Raw genomic sequence first — 19,134 nt, 5'->3', positions numbered from 1 at the left:
GGGGGCAGAGCCCCGGGAGCGCGGGGTCAGGGGCGCGCGGCGGCGGACCGGAGGGCCGTGAGGACGTGCGCCACCGCGGGAGCGGACTCGGCGCCGCGGCGGACGGCCGCGATCACGTGCCGCGTCGGCCGGTCCTGCGACAGCACACGCACCGCCACCCCCGACGCCCGGCTGGAAACCATCCGCGGGACCAGGGCCACGCCCATCCCCGCCTCGACCATGGCCAGGATCGCGGTCCAGCCCGACGCGGAGTGGGCCTGTTCGGGGACGAATCCCGCCGCCTCGCAGGCGCCCCGCGCGATCTGCGACCACGGGCCGCTGCCCCCGTAGATCCACGGATCCCCGGACAGGTCCGCCAACCGCAGGTCCGCCGCGTCCCGGAGCGGGTGCCCCGGCGGCAGCGCCACGTCCAGCGGGTCCTCCATCAGCGTGACGCGGGTGAACCGCCGGTCCCGGGCGGTGGGTGCGTGGGCGGCCAGCGACAGCGCGAGGTCCACTCCCCCGGCCGACAGCAGCTCGTACGACTCCGCGGCCTCGGTCTCGCGGACCCGGACCTCCACCCCCGGGTGGGCCGTGCGCAGGTGCGCCACCGCCGGGACCACCAGCGCGGGCACGGCGGTGGAGAACGCGCCGACCCGTACCTCCCCCACGTCCCCGGCCAGGTAGCCCGCCAGTTCCGCGTCGGCCTGCTCCAGCTGGGCGAACACCGCTTCCGCGTGCCGCAGTACGAGGTGGGCGGCGTCGGTGAGGCGGACCCGGCGGCCCTGCGCCTCCAGCAGGACCACCCCCAGTTGCCGGGCGAGGTTCGTCAGCTGCTGCGACACGGCCGAGGGCGTCATGTGCAGGGCCTCGGCCGCCCGGGTCACGGTCCCCTGTTCGGCGAGGGTGCGCAGGATCCGCAGCTTCTTGATGTCCCACTCGGTCATGGGCCCGAACCTACCGCCGGGCACTTCCCAGCCCGACCCCGCCGAGGATCAGCGCCATGCAGAGCAGTTGCACGGGCCCGGTCGGCTCGCCCAGCAGCAGCAGGCCGAGTCCGGCGACGCACACCGGCTGGAGGTAGTAGACGACTCCCGCGCGGGCCGCGCCGATCACCGAGACGGCCTTGTTCCAGGCGAAGAAGGCGACGGCGGAGGAGAACACCCCGACGTACAGCAGCGGTCCGACCGTGCCGGCGGTGACCGCGAAGCCGCCCTGGACGTGGACGGAGACGGCGTAGGCGGGGGCCAGCATCAGCGCGCCGAGGACGAAGGTGGTGATCAGGAAGGCCAGTCCGCCGAGTTCGGCGGGCTTGCGCCTGAGCAGGGCGCTGTACGTGGCGAAGGAGAGGGCGGCGGCGAACATCCACAGGTCGCCGGCGCCGAGGTCGAGGCCGATGGAGCCGTCTCCGACGAGCAGCAGCACGCCGAGGGCGGCGAGCAGCATGCCGGCGGTCCGGCGGGCGCCGAGGCGCTCGCCGCCGAGGCGGGCGTAGAGCGCCATGATGACGGGCGAGGCCGCCATGATCATGCCCATGTTGGAGGCGGACGTGGTCAGTCCGGCCTGGTGCACGAGGGTGTTGTAGAGGGTGACGCCGAACAGTGAGGCGAGGGCGACGAAGCGCAGGTGGCGTCGGATCAGGGCGCGTTGCTCCCAGGCCTGGCGGGCGGCGAAGGGCGCGACGGCGAGCAGGGCGATGATCCAGCGCCAGAAGACCGCCTGGACGGGCGGGACGCTGTCGGCCATGCCGCGGGTGGCGACGAAGCTGCCGGACCAGACGACCGTCGCGAGGAGGGCGAGGAGCACGCCGAACCCGGCGGCACCCGGCGTGCCGGTGCTGAGGGGTCCGGCGTGCGAAACGGTGCGGGCGCGGTCCGTGACGGCCACTGTGCGTCTCCCCCTCGGGGTCGGTCGGGTGGTGAGGGACCTACCGTCGCACCCGCCCATCTGTCAGGTCCATCGAAATGTTTCGATCATTCTCTTCAGGCAAACTGAACGGTTGTCGGGTGCGCGCCGTCGCGAGCTGCCCGGCGAGGGTGGCTCCGAAGGCGATCGCCATGCCGGCGACCTGGACGGCGGTGAGCGCCTGGCCGAGGGCCGCCCAGCCGATGACGGCCGCGGTGAGCGGGGAGAGGGGCCCGAGCAGGGTGACCGAGGTGGCGCTGAGCTGTCCGATGCCGCGGAACCAGAGCCAGTAGGCGAGGCCGGTGTTGATCAGCATCATGTAGCCGTAGCCGAGGAGGGCCCCACCGTCGAGCGCGGGCGGCGCGCCTTCGACGAGGGCCGCGACCGGGACGATGGCCAGCCCGCCGGCGGTGAGCTGCCAGCCGGTCATCGCCAGCGGCCCGACACCCTCGGGGCGCCCCCAGCGCTTGGTCATGACGGTGCCCGCGGCCATGGAGGCGGAGGAGACCACGCCGGCGAAGACGCCGACCACGTCGAGTGCCGCCTCGGCTGTGAGGACCACCATGCTCACCCCGAGCGCCCCCACGACGGCGGCCAGGACGGTACGCAGGCTCGCGCGCTCCCCGAGGACGAGGGCGGCGAGGCCCACGACGAACAGGGGCCCGGCGGAGCCGAGTACGGCCGCGACGCCGCCGGGCAGCCGGTAGGCGGAGAGGAACAGCAGCGGGAAGAAGGCGCCGATGTTGAGGGTGCCGAGGGCCGCGGACTTCCACCACCACTCGCCCTTGGGCAGCGTACGGGCGAGGGCGGTCAGGAGCAGTCCCGCGGGCAGGGCCCGCATGACGCCGGTGAACAGCGGCCGGTCGGCGGGGAGCAGTTCGGACGCGACGGCGTAGGTGGAGCCCCAGGAGACGGGGGCGAGGGCGGTCAGGGCGACGACGGCGGGACGCTTCATGGCGGACGGCTCCTCGGGGCGGGTGGCAAAGGGGACTGCGGGCACCGGGCGCCGGGGCTCAGACGGTGGCCGCGGCCGGCCGGCGGCCCGCGGTGACCGCCGCCGTGCCGGGGGGCTCGGCGTGCACGGCCTCGGCCGGCAGGTGGCGCTCCAGCCGCAGCAGCGCCAGGGCGGCGCCGAGCGCGGCGACGGCCAGCACGGCCCAGGGCAGGCGGCCGTCCACGGCGAGCAGGGCGGTGAAGAGGGAGGGGGCCAGGGCGGTGGCCAGCGCGTAGGACAGCTGGTAGGTGGCCAGGTAGCGGCCGCGGAGCGGTTCGGGGGCGGCAGAGACGGACAGGGCGCCGCCGGAGGGGCTGTGCATTAGTTCGCCCAGGGTGTAGACGACGACGATGACCAGCAGGGCGGCCAGGGTGGCGCTCTGGCCGGGGCGCAGCGTGCCGAGGACGATCTGTCCGAGGAAGGCGGCGGCGAAGAGCACCGCACCGAGGGCGGCCGAGCGGGTGCGGCGGGCGCCGGAGCGGCGGACCCGGCCCGCGACGAGCACGCCGATACCGGCGCACAGGGCGGTGTTGAGGGTGAAGGCGGCTCCGGTGAGGGAGTGGGGGGCCGCCAGCCAGGTGGAGAGGTAGAGCGGGAAGAGCACGGAGAGGGCGGCGTAGCCGAGTGCGGTGAGGAAGTTGGCGGCGGTGAGCCCGAGGAAGGGGCGGTCGCGCAGGACCATCCGGTAGCCGGCGGCCGGCCGCCCGGCGGAGGGCCCGGCGGGGACCGGGCGGACCCGGCCGACGAGCAGTCCGGCGAGGGCGAAGGCCGCGGAGTTGGCCCAGGCGGTGCCGGTGAATCCGCCGGTGCCCCACAGCGCCAGCACTCCGGAGACGAGGAGGGCGCCCGCGCCCATCCCGGCGTTCTGCAGGGCCCGGGTGGAGGCCTGCAGCCGGTCGCGGGCGGGGCCGTGCGCCACCTCCCCGATCAGGGACTGCTGGACGACGGGGAAGGAGCGGTCGGCGAGCGCGGTGACCAGGGCGACGGCCGCGAAGGCGGGCAGGGAGCCGGCGAAGGGGTAGAGGGCGAAGCCGACCGCCCGGACTGCGTGGAGCAGCAGGCTGAGCCGCTGGGCGCCGAACCGGTCGACGGCCGAGCCGGCCAGCGGCATGAAGGCCAGCCCGGCCACCGCGGTGACCGTCAGGACCAGGCCCACGAGGGTGAAGGAGAGGCCGGTGACGTGGTGGAAGAAGACGAGCGAGAACGGAACGTACATGCCGGTCCCGATCGCGCCGATACCGATGCCGAGGAGAAGCGACCGCTCCCCCGCGACCTTCGCCTCCCCGGTTGTCGGCGTCCTGTCCCTGAACACTGCCACGACGGTCCCTCCCCCGATTCAGTTGCCGGTAAGTAGCTTACCGCTAAGCTACTTACCGTCAAGCCACTTTCTTGCGACCGATCCTGCCGAGCCGGAATACTGCGTTCATGAGTGAGGACAAGGACCCGCCGGACGCGGTCGACGCGATCACGGCCCAGTGGTTCGCCGTGCGCCCCGACCTGGACACGACCCCCATGGCCGTCTTCGGGCGCATCTACCGGATCGCCAAGGCCATGGGCGACGCCATGGAGGAGCGCTACCAGCGCTTCGGCATCTCGCGCGGGGAGTTCGACGTCGTCGCCACACTGCGTCGCTCGGGCGCCCCGTACACGCTCTCGCCCCGCCAGCTCTCGGCCACGCTCATGCTGACGACGGGCGGTATGACGGGGCGGCTGGACAAGCTGGAGAAGGCCGGGCTGCTGTGCCGCAAGCCCGATCCGCACGACCGGAGGGGACTGCAGGTGACGATCACCGATCGCGGCCTCGCGCTCATCGACGAGGCCGTCACCGCCGGCCTGGAGGTGCAGCGCGCCGCACTCACCGGGCTCACCGACGAGGAGGTCGGCCGGCTGACCGGGCTGCTCCGCAAGCTGTTGGCCGGCGTCTGAGGACATGACCGGGCGCCGGGGGTCGACGCACGGCCGACGAGGATCGGCGGTGCGGACCCCCGGCGCCCGGGGAGGTCACGCGGCTGCGACCCCCGAGGGGGCCGCAGCGGGTCAGGCCTGCTTCTTCTGCGGCTTGTCCGACTTGTCGAGGACCATCACGAGGCCCACGATGACCAGGAAAATCACGAGCGGCAGGGCCACGTACAGGCCGAGCGTCTCGCCGATGCTCAGGCCCGGGCCCGGGTCGTCGCCGTCGTCGCGGGTCAGCGCGAGGGCCGGAGACGTCATCAGCAGCATCATCAGCGTCGTTCCGGCCGAGACGGCGCCGGCGCGCAGAGCGTTCTTCTTGTCCACGGTGCAAACGTAGCGAACACCTAAACGCGGCGCGCGCCCGGGGGTGCCGTACGGGGACCCGCCCCCTCCCGGACCGCGCTGAGCAGCGCGTTCGCCCGGGGGGAGGCCATCAGCTCGGCCAGGGTCAGGGGCTTGCCCGAGGCATCGGCGAGGGGCAGCCGCCAGTTGGGGTACTGGTCCCAGGTGCCCGGAAGGTTCTGCGGCCGCCGGTCGCCCACCGCGTCCGGCAGCCATACGCCGACCATGCGCGCGGGGGTGCGCAGCAGGAAGCCGTACAGGGCCTGGACGGCTGCCTCCTCGCCCTTGGTGTCGAGGCCGAGCCCGTCCAGTAGCTCCAGCCACTCGGCGGTGTCGGCGGCGTCCTCGGCCCTTTCCTGCTCGGCCGGCCGCGTCAGCAGGCCGAGGCGGTCGCGCAGTTCCACATGGCCGCCGGCCAGCTTCGCCGCCGTGGGCGGCAGGTCGTGGGTGGTGACGGTGGCCATGCAGTCCGCCCGCCAGGCCTCCGGGGCGAGCGGGCCGCCGTCGCCCGCCCAGTCCCGTTCGAACCACAGCACCGACGTGCCGAGCACCCCGCGCCGGGCCAGCTCGCGGCGCACGTGCGGCTCCACCGTCCCGAGGTCCTCGCCGATGACCGGGGCACCGGCCCGGTGGGCCTCCAGGACCAGGACCGCCAGCATGGCCTCGCCGTCGTAGCCGACGTACGTGCCCTCGGCGGGCGGCGTCCCCTCGGGGATCCACCACAGCCGGAAGAGGCCCATGACGTGGTCGATGCGCAGCGCGCCCGCGTACCGGAACACCCCGCGCAGCAGGGCCCGGAACGGCGCGTAGCCGGTGGCGGCCAGCCGGTCCGGCCGCCAGGGCGGCAGACCCCAGTCCTGGCCACGCGCGTTGAAGGCGTCCGGCGGGGCGCCGACCGAGGTGTCGCGGGCGTGGAAGGAGCCCGTGACCACGTCGGAGCCGTCGGGGTGCACCCCGACGGCGAGGTCGTGCACGATGCCGACGGCCATCCCCGCCCCGCGCGCGGCCCGCTGGGCGGCGGCGAGCTGGCCGTCCGTCAGCCAGACCGTCCACCGGTGGAAGTCGGCCCGCCGCCCCGGTTCCTCGCCCGCGGCGGCCGCGCACCAGGCCGCGTGCTCGTCCAGCGCGGCGCCCTGCTCCGCGCAGAACCGCCCGTACTCCGCTTCCCGTTCGGCGGTCCGCGGGACGGTGTACAGCAGTTCCAGGGCCCGGCGCTTGAGGTCCCAGACCGCGTCCCGGTCGATCAGCGCACCCTTCTCCAGCACCTCCCGGCGCAGCTGCCCGCCCTGCGCCGCCAGGTCGGCGAGTGCCCCGCGCTCGGGGCAGTCGGCGTATTCGGGGACGTCCTCGATGCGCAGGTGGACGGGGTCGGGGAAGCGGCGCGAGGACGGCCGGTACGGCGAGGGGTCCGTCGGGGCGCCCGGCACGGCCGCGTGCAGCGGGTTGACCTGGATGAAGTCCGCGCCGTGGGTCCGGGCGGCCCAGCGGGCCAGCTCCGCCAGGTCGGCGAGGTCGCCCATGCCCCACGAGCGGTCCGAGAGCAGCGAGTAGAGCTGGACGAGCAGCCCGTGGGCCCGTTCTGGTGCGGCGGGGGCCCGGTCCGGGGCGACGACGAGCACGGCCTCGGTACTGCGTCCGTCCGGTGACTCGGCGCTCACCCGGTGGACGCCCAGGGGCAGCCCGGGACTCCACGGCACGCTCGCGCCCGAGTCCTCCAGGACCACCCGGATCCGGGTGCCGGGCGGCAGCGCCGCGAGGACGGGCGGTTGCGCGGAGGGCGCGCCCTCCGTCCGCCAGTGCACCACCGTCGGCGGGAGGAGCCGTTCGGCCTGCTCCCGTTCGGCCCGGTCGGCCTGCGCCCGGAGGTCCTCGGGGTCGCCGACGGCCACGCCGAGCAGGCCGAGGACGGCTCTGACGGTGGCCTCGGGGGTCGGGACGGTGACGTCCGCTGCGGGCCGGTAGGCGGTGGCGATGCCGTGGAGGGCGGCGAGCCGGGCCAGGTCGTCCATGGACGGGCGCTCCTTCGTGCGTGCGGGCAGGCGGGGATGAGGGTGGGTCAGAAGCGTGGAGCACAGAAGCGGGACGCCGCCGGGGAACACCGCAGCCATACCCACTCGGAGGGATCGCATTCCTGTCGCATCCGGGGCAGATCACCCACCCGCATTGACACTCAAGCCGCACGGGTGGTGGGCTCGGGCTCATTCGTGCGAGTGGGGGACGTCTCGGGACGAGGAGGCTCTGTGCAGCTCAGGGGCAGGAAACGGTCGACCGCCGCCGCCATCGCGGTGATCGGGTCGCTGCTCGGCGGCGCCGTGGCCTCCGCGCCGCCCGGCTTCCTCGCGGGCCCCTCCGTGCCGGACGTGCCGACACCCGCCCCGGGGGCCGCCGGTGCGGGCGGCGTCGGCGCGAACGGCGCCGTCGGCCCCGTGCTCGACCCCGGCGGCGACACCCCCCGGGCAGCCTCCGAAGGGCCCGCCGTGTGGCCCCGGCCGCAGTCGATGGCCGCCGATCAGGCACGCGAGCTGGCGCTGGGCACGGAGGCCGTACTGGTGGCCCCCGCCGACGCGGATCCGTACGCGGTCCAGGTGGTGCGCGAGGCCCTGCGCCGGGCCGGCGTGAAGACCCTGCACGAGCCCGGGCCCGGGGAGCCGCTGCCCGAGCGGGGCACCCTCGTACGGCTCCAGGACGCGGCCGCCCAGGAGGCACTGCTGGCGCTCGGTGCGACCGGGGCCGCGGACCTGCCGCACGGCGGCTACCGGCTGGCCGTGGGACGGCCGGGCGGGCGCGACACGGTCGCCCTGGCCGGCGTCGGCGAGGAGGGGCTCTTCCACGCGGCGCAGACGCTGCGTCAGCTGCTCGCCGCCCACCGCGGGAAGGTACCGGGCGTCCTGGTGCGGGACTGGCCGGCCGCACCGGTGCGCGGGATCACCGAGGGGTTCTACGGGCAGCCGTGGACCCAGCAGCAGCGCCTGGCCCAGGTGGACTTCATGGGCCGCACCAAGCAGAACCGGCTGCTGATCGCGCCCGGCGACGACACGTACCGCACGACGGGCTGGCGCGAGGACTACCCGCGGGAGCAGCAGGAGGAGTTCCGCGCGCTGGCCGAGCGGGCCCGCGCCAACCGGGTCGTCCTGGCCTGGGCCGTCACGCCGGGACAGTCCATGTGCCTGGCGTCGTCGGCCGACCGGGCGGCGCTCGCCCGGAAGCTGGACGCGATGTGGGACCTGGGCTTCCGCGCCTTCCAGGTGCAGTTCCAGGACGTCAGTTACACCGAATGGGGCTGCCGGGCGGACCGGGAGCGCTACGGGAGGGGCCCGGAGGCGGCCGCGAAGGCGCACGCGGAGGTCGCGAACGAACTGGCCGCGCACCTGGCCGCCCGGTACCCGGGGGCGCCCGCCCTGTCGCTGCTGCCGACCGAGTACTACCAGGAGGGCGCCACCGCCTACCGGACCGCACTCGCCCGCACGCTGGACGCGCGGGTGGAGGTGGCCTGGACGGGCGTCGGGGTCGTACCGCGCACGATCACGGGCCGGGAACTGGCCGGGGCACGCTCCGCGCTGGGACACCAGCCGCTGATCACCATGGACAACTACCCGGTGAACGACTGGGATCCCGGCCGGATCTTCCTCGGCCCCTACGCGGGCCGCGAACCGGCGGTGGCGGGCGGTTCGGCGGCGCTGCTGGCCAACGCCATGCAGCAGCCCGTCCTGTCGCGCATCCCGCTCTTCACGGCTGCCGACTTCGCCTGGAACCCGCGCGGCTACCGGGCCGGGGAGTCGTGGCAGGCGGCGGTGCGCGACCTGTCGGGGTCCGACCCGCGCGAGCGCGAGGCGGTGGCGGCGCTGGCCGGGAACACCACCGCGTCCGGGCTCAAGCAGGAGGAGTCGGCGTACCTGCGGCCGCTGGTGGAGCAGTTCTGGAAGGCACGTGCCGCGGGGGATCCGGCGGCCGGGGCCGCCCTGCGCAAGGCGTTCACGGTGATGCGCGAGACTCCCGACCGGCTGACGGCCCTGTCGGACGAGGCGGGCCCCTGGATGGAGCGGCTCGCGCAGTACGGAACGGCCGGCGAACTGGCCGTGGACGTCCTGCAGGCCCAGGCGCGCGGGGACGGTGCGGCCGCCTGGCAGGCCTCCCGCTCCCTCGCCGAGGCCCGCCGGGCGCTGGCCGAGCCGGGCCCGGCCCAGGTCGACAAGGCGGTCCTGGATCCGTTCCTGAAGCAGGCGGCGGCCGAGGCGGACGCCTGGACCGGCCTGGCCCGCACGGCCGGCACGGTGGCGAAGGACGGGCAGTCCTGGACGGTCCGGCTGGACGCCGTACGCCCGGTGTCGGCGGTGACAGTGATGACGGACCCGCTCGGGGGCGGCACGCGCGGCGCCGTGGTGGAGGTCCACATACCGGGCGAGGGCTGGCGCAAGGTCGCCGACGCGGCGGCGTCCGGCTGGACCCAGGCCGACACGGCGGGCCTGCGCGCGGACGCGGTTCGCCTGGCCTGGGCCGGGGACGCGCCCGTGGTGCACCAGGTGGTCCCGTGGTTCGGGGACGGCCCCCGGGCCCGCTTCGAGCTGGCGGACGGCGGCCGGGCCGACGCCGAGATCGGCGGCGCGGCGCAGCGGGTCACGGCGCAGCTGTCCGCGCTGGGTCCCGGGGAGGTCCGCGGACCGCTGACGGCGCAGCCGCCGGCGGGCATAGAGGTGCGCCTGCCGCAGACCGCGGTGGTGCCGCGCGGCGGCCGGGCGTCGATCCCGCTGGAGGTCCTCGTCGCCGCGAACACCCCGCCCGGCAGCTACCGGATCCCGGTGGCCTTCGACGGGGAGACCCGCACGCTGACGGTGCGGGCGGTGCCCCGGACCGGCGGACCGGATCTGCTGCGCACGGCGCGGGCGAGCTCGTCGGGGAACGAGACCGCCGCGTTCCCCGCCTCGGCGGCCGTGGACGGCTCGCCCTCCACCCGCTGGTCGTCACCGGCGGCGGACGGCGCGTGGTGGCAGGCGGAGCTGCCCGCCCCGGCCCGGGTCGGACGGCTGGAGCTGCACTGGCAGGATGCGTACCCGTCGGCCTACCGGGTGGAGACCTCCGCCGACGGGGTGACCTGGCGGCCGGCCGCGTCCGTCACCGGGTCCCGCGGCGGTCGCGAGTCCCTGCGGCTGGACGCGCCGGCAGCGGACACCCGCTTCCTGCGGGTGACCTGCGAGCGCCGTGCGACGCGCTACGGCTGCTCGCTGTGGTCGGCGGAGGCCTACGCGGTCACGCCGTAGGTCGTGGCCGCGCGGTCCCGCCCGCCCTCCGGGCGGCCGGCGCAGCGCAGGGGCGGGGCGATCCGTCCGGCGGTTGCTACGAGGCCGCGACGCCGATCCCGATCCGTTCCAGCGCGTCGTCGGCACCGTAGGGCTGCAGGTAGGGCATCCACCGGGGGTCGCGGTGCCCGGTGCCGATGATGCGCCAGGCCAGCCCCGAGGGCGGGGCAGGCTGGTGGCGCAGGCGCCAGCCCAGTTCCAGCAGGTGCCGGTCGGCCTTGACGTGGTTGCAGCGCCGGCACGCCGCGACGACGTTGTCCCAGACGTGCTGTCCGCCCCGGCTGCGCGGAATGACGTGGTCGACGCTGGTGGCGACGGCGCCGCAGTACATGCAGCGGCCTCCGTCCCGCGCGAACAGGGCGCGCCGGGTGAGTGGAACGGGCCCCCGGTAGGGGACCCGCACGAAGCGCTTGAGCCGTACCACGCTGGGCGCGGGGACGACCCTTGTCGCGCTGTGCAGATAGGCGCCGGATTCCTCCAGGGAGACCGCTTTGTTCTCCAGGACGAGGACGAGCGCGCGGCGGAGCGGTACGACGCCGAGGGGCTCGTACGACGCGTTGAGGACCAGGACGTGCGGCACGGACTGCCTCCTTGTACGCCGGCGGCGCGTGGCTCGCGCCGGGACGATCTGCTCTCCAGTCTCTCCTTACGGCTGGTCGAAGCGCCACCACTCGCCCGTAACGGGTCCGAGGTGTTTTCAACCACAGTCGGTCATCCCCGGGTGAGTCTGGTCTCTCCCTCGAACAGGGCGCCAAGGTGGAGGGATTGCCCCGTTAGTGTGGATGGTCTGCCCCGCACATCCGCCCGCGGACTCCGTCCGAGGGGACCCCCGGCGGGCAGACCGCTACATCTGGAGGTTCCTGTCGTGCCCTGGCCCGCCGCTCTGCTGCCGCTGGCAGCCGATGTCCCGGACGCGCCCGCCTCGGTCAAGGAGGCGCAGGAGAGCGTCACCGAGGCCGCCAGCTTCATCGAGCAGAACTGGGCCACCTGGCTGAGCATCGGTCTGCGGATCCTGCTGATCGTGGTGATAGCCGCCGTGGTCCGCTCGGTCGTCCGCAAGGCGCTGACCAAGCTCATAAACCGGATGAACACCAGCGCCGAGGCGGTCGAGGGCACCGCGCTCGGCGGGCTGCTGGTCAACGCCGAGCGGCGCCGCCAGCGGTCCGAGGCGATCGGGTCCGTGCTGCGGTCGGTGGCGTCCTTCCTGATCCTCGGCACGGCCGCGCTGATGGTCCTCGCCGCCCTGAAGATCGATCTGGCCCCGTTGCTGGCCAGTGCCGGTGTCGCCGGTGTAGCCATCGGTTTCGGTGCGCGCAACCTGGTGACGGACTTCCTCTCCGGCGTCTTCATGATCATGGAGGACCAGTACGGCGTGGGTGACAAGATCGACGCCGGGGTGGCGTCGGGCGAGGTCATCGAGGTGGGCCTGCGGGTGACGAAGCTGCGCGGGGACAACGGCGAGATCTGGTACGTGCGCAACGGCGAGATCAAGCGGATCGGCAATCTCAGCCAGGGCTGGGCGACCGCGACCGTGGACGTGCAGGTGAAGCCCTCGGAGGACCTCACGCGGATCCGCGAGGTGGTGCAGCAGGTCGCCGACTCGCTGGCGAAGGAGTCGCCCTGGGACGAGCGCCTGTGGGGTCCGGTGGAGGTGCTGGGCCTGGACGAGGTGCTGCTCGCCTCGATGACGGTGAAGGTGTCCGCGAAGACGATGCCGGGCCAGCAGTTCGCGGTGGAGCGCGAGCTGCGCTGGCGGATCAAGGAGGCCTTCGACGCCGCGGGCATCCGGATCATCGGCGGCGTGCCGGCCACGGACGACGAGGACGGGGCCCCGGCGGACCCGACGGCCTCCGTCGCCGCGCCCTCCGCGCTGGCGAACCCCGCCTCGCCGCAGTCCCTGGCCACCGCCCCGATCCCGTCCCCGTCCGGACCGCGGATCACCAAGTAGCCTCCACGCCACTGCTCCCGCTGCCCCGCGGGCGGGGTCCGCACGGACCCGGCCCGCGGGGCAGCGGCGTTGACACGGGCCGACACCAATAGGAAAGTTACCTGACAGACCTCGGTGAGGAGAGCCGCATGCCCGCCGCCACACCCGGAACGCCCAGCCTGCTGCGCGCCATGAACGACCGGGCCGCTCTCGACCTCCTCCTGGCGCACGGCCCCCTGTCGCGGACCCGCATCGGCCACCTGACCGGGCTGTCCAAGCCGACCGCCTCCCAGGTGCTGGCCCGGCTGGAGGCCGCCGGCCTGGTCGTGGCCACCGGCACGGACGGCGGCCGCCCCGGCCCCAGTGCCCAGCTGTACGCCGTCAACCCGCGGGCCGCGTACGTCGGCGGCCTCGACGTCACCCCGGAGCGCATCCTCGCGGCCGTCGCCGACCTCACGGGCACCGTCGTCACCACCCACGAGGTCCGCTGCGCCGGTGGCGCCGACGCCGTGCACCAGGTGGCCGAGGCCCTCGACGGGGCCGTCGAGGCCGCCGGGCTGCACCGTTCGGACCTGCACCGCGTGGTCGTCGCCACGCCCGGCGCCTTCGACCCGCAGACCGGCCGGCTGCGCTACGCCGGCCACCTCCCCGGCTGGCACTCCCCCACCCTCCTCGACGACCTGGCGGCAGCCCTGCCGATGCCCGTCGCGTACGACAACGACGTCAACCTCGCCGCCGTCGCCGAGCAGCGCCTCGGCGCGGCCCGCGGCCGCGAGGACTTCGTCCTGCTGTGGAACGAGCAGGGCCTCGGCGCCGCCCTGGTCCTCGGTGGGCGGCTGCACCGCGGCCGGACCGGCGGCGCGGGGGAGGTGGGCTTCCTGCCCGTGCCGGGCCGCCCCCTGGTCCGCCGGGTCACCCGGGCGAACTCCGGCGGCTACCAGGAGCTGGCCGGCGTGGCGGCGCTGCCCCGGCTCGCCGCGGAACTGGGCGTCGAGACCCCCTCGGACACCACCGCGTCCCCACCCGGCGCGCCGTACGGCCCGGCGGTCGCGGCCGCCGTCGCACTGCTCGCGCGGGCCGCCGCCGCGCCCGAGGGGGCGCACCTGCGCTTCCTCCAGGAGTACGCCACCGCCCTGGCCACGGGCCTCGCCTCGCTGGTCGCCGTAGTGGACCCGGAAGTCGTGGTGCTGGCCGGGGCCGCGATCAGCGCCGGCGGCCGACCGCTGCACGCGCTGCTGGAGGCCGAGCTCGCCGAACTGGCCCCGTCCTGCCCCCCGCTCGTCCCGGGTGAAGTCCTGGAGCGGCCCGTCCTGCACGGCGCGCTGGAGAGCGCGCTGGCCGTCACCCGCGACGAGGTCTTCGACACCTCCCGGCCCCACAGATCCACCCCTGTGACCGTCCCCCCGGCTGGACGCCCGGACATGGACTGAGTCCTGCAAGGGGGTGCACCGCACCGAGCGGAACCGACCGGAACCCGACCGGAACGGACCTGACCCCGACCATGGCCGTGACCGTGCCGGTCCCGGCCCCGGTGACCGCCCTCTCCCCGTCGCCCCGGAGGCGTTCGTCGAGGGAGTCACCCCGACCGGCGTGAAAGGCTGACGACGTTGAAACTCGCAGTGGTGGGCGGCGGTTCCACCTACACCCCCGAACTCATCGACGGCTTCGCACGGCTGCGCGACACCCTCCCGGTCGGCGAGCTGGTGCTGATCGACCCGGCCGCCGACCGGCTGGAGCCGATCGGCGCCCTGGCCCGCCGGATCCTCGCCCGGCAGGGCCACGCCGGCCTCGTCACCACGACCACCGACCTCGACGCGGGCGTCGCCGGGGCCGACGCGGTCCTCCTCCAGCTGCGCGTCGGCGGGCAGGCCGCCCGGCTCCAGGACGAGACCTGGCCGCTGGAGTGCGGCTGCATCGGACAGGAGACCACCGGCGCGGGCGGGCTCGCCAAGGCCCTGCGCACCGTCCCGGTGGTCCTCGACATCGCCGAACGGATCCGCCGGGCCGCCCCCGAGGCCTGGATCATCGACTTCACCAACCCGGTCGGGATCGTCACCCGGGCCCTCCTGCGGGACGGGCACCGGGCCGTCGGCCTCTGCAACGTCGCCATCGGCCTGCAGCGCAAGTTCGCCGCCCTGCTCGGGCTCGCTCCCGCCGACGTCCACCTGGACCACGTGGGCCTCAACCACCTCACCTGGGAGCTGGCCGTGCGCAAGGGCGGCCCGGACGGCGAGGACCTGCTGCCCGGCCTGCTCGCCGCGCACGCGGAGGCCGTCGCCTCGGACCTGCGGCTGCCGCGGACCGTGCTGGACCGGCTGGGCGTCGTCCCCTCGTACTACCTGCGCTACTTCTACGCCCACGACGACGTCGTACGGGAACTGGGGACCAAGCCCTCGCGCGCCGCCGAGGTCGCCGCGATGGAGCGCGAACTGCTCGCCCTCTACGCGGATCCGGCGCTCGACGAGAAGCCCGCGCTGCTGGCGAAGCGGGGCGGCGCCTTCTACTCGGAGGCGGCCGTGGACCTGGCGGCCGCACTGCTCGGCGGCGCCGGCTCCGCCGTGCAGGTGGTCAACACCCTCAACAACGGCACCCTGCCCTTCCTGCCCGACGACGCCGTCGTCGAGGTCCAGGCCCGCGTCCGCGCCGCCGGCGGCACCGGCCCCGTACCGCTGCCGGTACCGCGGCTGGACCCGCTGTTCTCCGGGCTGGTCCAGCACGTGACGGCGTACGAGGACCTCGCGCTGGACGCGGCCCTGCGGGGCGGCCGCGACCGCGTGTTCAAGGCGCTGCTGGCGCACCCGCTGATCGGCCAGTACGACCTGGCCGAAGGGCTGACCGACCGGCTCCTCGCGCACAACAAGGAGCACCTGCCATGGGCGTGACCCTCCCTCCGGTCCTGGCGATCGACGCGGGCAACAGCAAGACCGACGTCGCCCTCGTCGGCCGCGACGGGTCCGTGCTGGCCAAAGGGCGGGCCGGCGGCTTCCAGCCGCCCCGCACCGGGGTGGCGCCGGCCGTGGACGTCCTCGCCGAGGCACTGGCCTCGGCGGGGCTGCACACCGGCGGCGCCCGGCCCGTCGCGGCGCACGTGTCCGCCTGCCTCGCCAACGCCGACTTCCCGGTGGAGGAGCGGCTGCTGGCGCAGGAGATCGGGCGCCGCGGCTGGGGGCGGTCCACCGCCGTGCACAACGACACCTTCGCGCTGCTGCGCGCCGGACTGCCCGCGGGCGCCGAGCCGCGCGGCGTCGCGGTCGTGTGCGGGGCGGGCATCAACTGCGTCGGCATGACCCCGGACGGGCGGACCGCGCGCTTCCCCGCGATCGGGCGGATCTCCGGCGACTGGGGCGGCGGGGGCGGGCTGGCCGAGGAGGCCCTGTGGTGCGCGGCCCGGGCGGAGGACGGGCGGGGCGCGGCCACGGAGCTGGCCCGGGCGCTGCCCGCCCGTCTCGGCCACGCCTCGATGGCCTCGCTGATCGAGGCGCTGCACCTCGGCCGCGTACCGGCCGCACGGCGGCACGAACTGGCGCCGGTGATGTTCGAGGTGGCCGCCGCCGGGGACGCGGTGGCGCTGTCGCTGGTGGACCGCCAGGCGGACGAGGTCGTCGCCATGGCCGTGGTGGCGCTGGGTCGGCTGGGACTGTTGGGCGAGGAGGTGCCGGTGGTGCTGGGCGGCGGAGTGCTGACTGCCCGGCACGCGCGGCTCGACGACCGGATCGCGGCGGGCCTCGCCGAACGGGCCCCGCGCGCCCGCGTCACCGTCGTCACGGCGCCCCCGGTCCTGGGCGCCGCACTGCTGGGCCTGGACGCGGTCGGGGCCTCGGCGCAGTCCCACGGAAATCTCCGTGCCCATTTCGGGTGAACCGGCCCCGGGAGGCGCCCGGTCTGGAACCGTTGCGCCCGTAAGGACGTATTGACGGTGAAGGGGTGACGAAAGGCACCCGCGGGGGCGGATCGCCCCGGATCCAGCACCGGGTGCTGTGGTCCACCGGCACTACGGCCATACTGCTGCTGCGCAGGGGGACCCCCGGCGCCGACTGGGGGACGACAGGACCGAGGGGGAGGTCACCGTGGCAATCACTTCACGCGCGCCCGCGCCCGGGGGTGGTGCCTCCGCGCCGCCCTCCGGTGCGCCGGCGCCGTCGCCCGGCGGGCCACCGGGACGGCGCACCGCCTGGTCCGAGGGAGTGCAGCGGCTGCGCGAGGCGGCCACCACCGAGCCGGGCCGGCTGCGGATCATCGGCGCCGTACTGGCCGCCCTGATCATGCTGTTCGGCATGGTCAGCGTGTGGGAGGTCGCCGAGCGGGCCACCGCCGCCGACGATGTGGTGGGACGCAGCCAGCCGCTGAGCGCCGACGCGGCCAGCATCTACCGCTCGTTGGCCGACGCCGACACCACCTCCTCCAGCGGCTTCCTGCTCGGCGCGCAGGAGCCGCGCGAGGTCCGCGAGCGCTACGAGAAGGACATCGCCAACGCCTCCCGCCTGCTGGTGAGTGCCGCCGCCAACACCGGCGGCAGCGAGGAGTCCCGCCGGCAGATCACCCTGCTGAGCGAGCAGCTGCCGCGCTACACCGGGCTGATCGAGCAGGCCCGGGCCACCAACCGACAGGGCCTGCCGCTCGGCGGCGCCTACCTCCGCTACGCCAACGAACAGATGACGACCCAGCTGCTGCCGGCCGCCCAGCGGCTCTACGAGGCGGAGACCCGGCGGCTGTACACCGACGACGACGACGCCCGCGCCTGGCCCGTGGGCTCGCTGGGCCTCGGCCTGCTCGCCCTGGCCGCCCTGGTGTGGGCGCAGCGGCGCAACTACCGGCACACCAACCGGGTGTTCAACCACGGTCTGGTGGCCGCGACCGCGGCCTCCGCCGTGGTGCTGCTCTGGCTGTCCGTCGGCCACACGGTGGCGCGTTCCTCGCTGAGTGAAGCCCGCACGGACGGGCAGGAGTCGATGAAGGTGCTCAACGACGCGCGGATCGCCTCCCTCCAGGCCCGCGCGAGTGAGAACCTGACTCTGATCGCGCGGGGCGCCGTACTGGCCGAGGACAAGAAGTCCGACAAGTACGACGTGGACTTCGCGAACAACATGAAGCAGCTGGACGCGGGGCTCGCGACCGCGCTGCGGCTGGCCGACGACGAGGACGGCCGGTCGCCCGTGAGCCGCGCCGTGGACGGCGTGGAGCAGTGGAAGCAGCGGCACGCGGCGGCCCGGGAGGCGGACTTGAAGGGCGACTACGAGGCCGCGCTGTCCCAGGTCGTCGGCGACGAGCAGCACAAGGAGAGCAGCGGCGCCGCCTTCGACACGGTGGACGCCTCCCTGGACCGGGCCGTCGCCCATGAGCAGCGGGAGTTCACGCGCGCGGCCCGGGACGGGATCGGCGCGCTGGGCGGCCTGGTGACGGGTTCGGCGGTCCTGGTGGTCGCCGGCGCGACAGCGGCCCTGCTCGGTATCGGGCGCAGGCTGTCGGAGTACAGGTGAGAGCGATGCGGATACGGGCGAGGCGGGCCGCCGGGGGCCAAGGGGAGTACGACCGCCGTGCGCAGCACGGGGAACACGTGCGGCACAAGGCACTCGGAGACCACGGGGCGGGTGAGGAACACAGCGTGCTCGGGGATCACGGGGTGCTCGGGGAACACCGGGCCCGCACGCGGACCCGGGGCCGGGCGTCCGGGTTCCGGCGGGCCGCCGGACGGCTGCGCGGCTGGGGCGGCGTGAGCGCGATGGCCGTCGCCTGCGCGGTGACGGCCGCGGCGGTGCTGCTGCCGCTGGCCCACGCGACCCCGGACACCGCACCGGGCGTGCCGCGCCGACCCGCCTCGGCGGTGGCGGCCCCGGCGGCGCCATGGGTCCTCACCGACACCTGCCAGGACCCCGAGGCCAGCCTGCGCCCGTCCGACGTGGACGGGGCGGCCATCGCGCGGATCAAGGCGGCGGGCAAGCTCGTCGCGGGTGTGGACCAGAACAGCTTCCGCTGGGGGTACCGCAACCAGACCGCGGAGGGCGGCCGCCTCGACGGCTTCGACATCGACCTGGTCAAGGCCATCGCCAAGGACATCCTGGGCGACGAGAACGCGGTCATCTACCGGGCCATCCCCACCAGCCAGCGCATCCCCGCCCTGCAGGAGGGCCGCGTCGACATCGTCGTGCGGACCATGACCATCAACTGCAAGCGGCTGGAGGACGTCGCCTTCTCGACGGCCTACTTCGAGGCGGGACAGCAGGTCCTGGCCCCCAAGGGGTCGCCGATCACCGGGTACGACGCCTCCCTGAAGGACAAGCGGATCTGCGTCGCGGCCGGTTCCACTGCGGAGAGCGCGCTCAAGGCGCAGTCGTACGGAGCACAGCCGGTCACCGTCGCCAACCAGCTGGACTGCCTGGTCCGGCTGCAGCTGCACCAGGTCGACGGCATCATCACGGACAACGCCCTCGCCGCCGGCCAGGCCGCGCAGGACCCCTCGGTGCGTCTGGTGGGCTCGCCCTTCACCCGCGAGTTCTACGGGGTCGCGATGAACAAGGACGCTCCGGACCTGGTCCGGCGGGTCAACAAGGTGCTGGAGAACTACCGCGCGGGCGGCAATGACAGCCCGTGGATGAAGGCGTACCTCAAGCACCTCCAGCCCGTGCTGCCCGGCGTGAGCGCGCCGCCCGCACCCAAGTACCGGGACGGCTGAGGCCGGTGGCGGTGGCGGACACGGGACCGGGCGCGAGACCGGACGCGGGGATGAGTAGGACGGCGCG

General features: G+C 74.8%; 15 protein-coding genes. 8 read left to right on the top strand and 7 right to left on the bottom strand.

What is annotated here, in order from left to right:
- Positions 1-26: 26 nt before the first annotated feature.
- Genes IF89_RS0103400 through IF89_RS0103385 form a run of 4 tightly spaced genes read right to left on the bottom strand, consistent with a single transcriptional unit; the run spans position 27 to position 4,196 of the window.
- Positions 27-926 carry a LysR family transcriptional regulator gene (locus tag IF89_RS0103400; RefSeq protein ID WP_030760839.1) on the bottom strand — a complete coding sequence of 300 codons (900 nt, stop codon included), beginning with the start codon at positions 924-926 and terminating at the stop codon, positions 27-29.
- Positions 927-936: 10 nt separating this feature from the next.
- Positions 937-1,866, bottom strand: a complete 930-nt coding sequence (locus IF89_RS0103395; RefSeq protein ID WP_030760837.1) for a DMT family transporter — start codon at positions 1,864-1,866, stop codon at positions 937-939.
- 40 nt (positions 1,867-1,906) lie between these two features.
- Positions 1,907-2,839, bottom strand: a complete 933-nt coding sequence (locus IF89_RS0103390; protein ID WP_030760834.1) for an EamA family transporter — start codon at positions 2,837-2,839, stop codon at positions 1,907-1,909.
- Positions 2,840-2,897: 58 nt separating this feature from the next.
- Complete coding sequence (locus IF89_RS0103385) at positions 2,898-4,196, bottom strand: MFS transporter (protein WP_051806748.1); 1,299 nt, start codon at positions 4,194-4,196, stop codon at positions 2,898-2,900.
- A gap of 107 nt (positions 4,197-4,303) precedes the next feature.
- On the opposite strand from IF89_RS0103385, the gene IF89_RS0103380 reads away from it, so the two are divergent.
- A complete protein-coding gene (locus tag IF89_RS0103380) occupies positions 4,304-4,804 on the top strand; it encodes a MarR family winged helix-turn-helix transcriptional regulator (protein ID WP_030760830.1) in 501 nt (166 codons plus the stop codon).
- 111 nt (positions 4,805-4,915) lie between these two features.
- Here the strand turns inward: IF89_RS0103380 and IF89_RS0103375 are convergent, their stop codons facing one another.
- Positions 4,916-5,158, bottom strand: a complete 243-nt coding sequence (locus tag IF89_RS0103375; RefSeq protein ID WP_030760827.1) for a hypothetical protein — start codon at positions 5,156-5,158, stop codon at positions 4,916-4,918.
- 20 nt (positions 5,159-5,178) lie between these two features.
- Positions 5,179-7,185, bottom strand: a complete 2,007-nt coding sequence (locus IF89_RS0103370) for a 4-alpha-glucanotransferase (RefSeq protein WP_043192771.1) — start codon at positions 7,183-7,185, stop codon at positions 5,179-5,181.
- A gap of 231 nt (positions 7,186-7,416) precedes the next feature.
- Between IF89_RS0103370 and IF89_RS0103365 the strand changes: the two genes are divergently transcribed.
- On the top strand, positions 7,417-10,431 hold the full coding sequence (locus IF89_RS0103365) for a beta-N-acetylglucosaminidase domain-containing protein (RefSeq protein ID WP_030760821.1): 3,015 nt from the start codon (positions 7,417-7,419) through the stop codon (positions 10,429-10,431).
- Positions 10,432-10,507: 76 nt separating this feature from the next.
- On the opposite strand, the gene IF89_RS0103360 is transcribed toward IF89_RS0103365, so the two are convergent.
- Positions 10,508-11,050, bottom strand: a complete 543-nt coding sequence (locus IF89_RS0103360; protein WP_030650158.1) for an HNH endonuclease — start codon at positions 11,048-11,050, stop codon at positions 10,508-10,510.
- A gap of 285 nt (positions 11,051-11,335) precedes the next feature.
- Here IF89_RS0103360 and IF89_RS0103355 point away from each other — a divergent pair, with 285 nt between their 5' ends.
- The 6 genes from IF89_RS0103355 to IF89_RS0103330 all read left to right on the top strand — a co-directional run bounded on the left by IF89_RS0103355 (position 11,336) and on the right by IF89_RS0103330 (position 19,067).
- On the top strand, positions 11,336-12,418 hold the full coding sequence (locus IF89_RS0103355; RefSeq protein ID WP_420706864.1) for a mechanosensitive ion channel family protein: 1,083 nt from the start codon (positions 11,336-11,338) through the stop codon (positions 12,416-12,418).
- Between the two features lie 128 nt (positions 12,419-12,546).
- A complete protein-coding gene (locus IF89_RS0103350; RefSeq protein WP_051806747.1) occupies positions 12,547-13,827 on the top strand; it encodes an ROK family transcriptional regulator in 1,281 nt (426 codons plus the stop codon).
- 177 nt (positions 13,828-14,004) lie between these two features.
- Positions 14,005-15,279: a 6-phospho-beta-glucosidase gene (locus IF89_RS0103345; RefSeq protein WP_030760813.1), complete on the top strand. Its 1,275-nt coding sequence runs from the start codon at positions 14,005-14,007 to the stop codon at positions 15,277-15,279.
- The gene (locus IF89_RS0103340) at positions 15,270-16,256 is read left to right on the top strand and encodes an N-acetylglucosamine kinase (protein WP_030760810.1); all 987 of its coding nucleotides are present in this window, start codon (positions 15,270-15,272) and stop codon (positions 16,254-16,256) included. Before IF89_RS0103345 ends, IF89_RS0103340 begins: the two co-directional genes overlap by 10 nt.
- 208 nt (positions 16,257-16,464) lie before the next feature.
- On the top strand, positions 16,465-17,874 hold the full coding sequence (locus tag IF89_RS0103335) for a hypothetical protein (RefSeq protein WP_051806746.1): 1,410 nt from the start codon (positions 16,465-16,467) through the stop codon (positions 17,872-17,874).
- A 242-nt stretch (positions 17,875-18,116) separates the two neighbouring features.
- Complete coding sequence (locus IF89_RS0103330; RefSeq protein ID WP_078628082.1) at positions 18,117-19,067, top strand: glutamate ABC transporter substrate-binding protein; 951 nt, start codon at positions 18,117-18,119, stop codon at positions 19,065-19,067.
- Positions 19,068-19,134 lie beyond the last annotated feature (67 nt).

The organism is Streptomyces sp. NRRL F-2664 (assembly GCF_000719345.1).
GTDB lineage: Bacteria > Actinomycetota > Actinomycetes > Streptomycetales > Streptomycetaceae > Streptomyces.
The sequence above is the reverse complement of the archived record's forward strand: the minus strand, read 5'-3'. Positions and strand labels throughout refer to the sequence as shown.

Excerpts from the sequence above, each read along its gene's own strand:
- IF89_RS0103380 (WP_030760830.1), top strand. The coding sequence starts at position 4,304 with ATGAGTGAGGACAAGGACCCGCCGGACGCGGTCGACGCGATCACGGCC.
- IF89_RS0103400 (WP_030760839.1), bottom strand. The coding sequence starts at position 926 with ATGACCGAGTGGGACATCAAGAAGCTGCGGATCCTGCGCACCCTCGCC.
- IF89_RS0103350 (WP_051806747.1), top strand. The coding sequence starts at position 12,547 with ATGCCCGCCGCCACACCCGGAACGCCCAGCCTGCTGCGCGCCATGAAC.
- IF89_RS0103370 (WP_043192771.1), bottom strand. The coding sequence starts at position 7,185 with ATGGACGACCTGGCCCGGCTCGCCGCCCTCCACGGCATCGCCACCGCC.
- IF89_RS0103390 (WP_030760834.1), bottom strand. The coding sequence starts at position 2,839 with ATGAAGCGTCCCGCCGTCGTCGCCCTGACCGCCCTCGCCCCCGTCTCC.
- IF89_RS0103330 (WP_078628082.1), top strand. The coding sequence starts at position 18,117 with ATGGCCGTCGCCTGCGCGGTGACGGCCGCGGCGGTGCTGCTGCCGCTG.
- IF89_RS0103340 (WP_030760810.1), top strand. The coding sequence starts at position 15,270 with ATGGGCGTGACCCTCCCTCCGGTCCTGGCGATCGACGCGGGCAACAGC.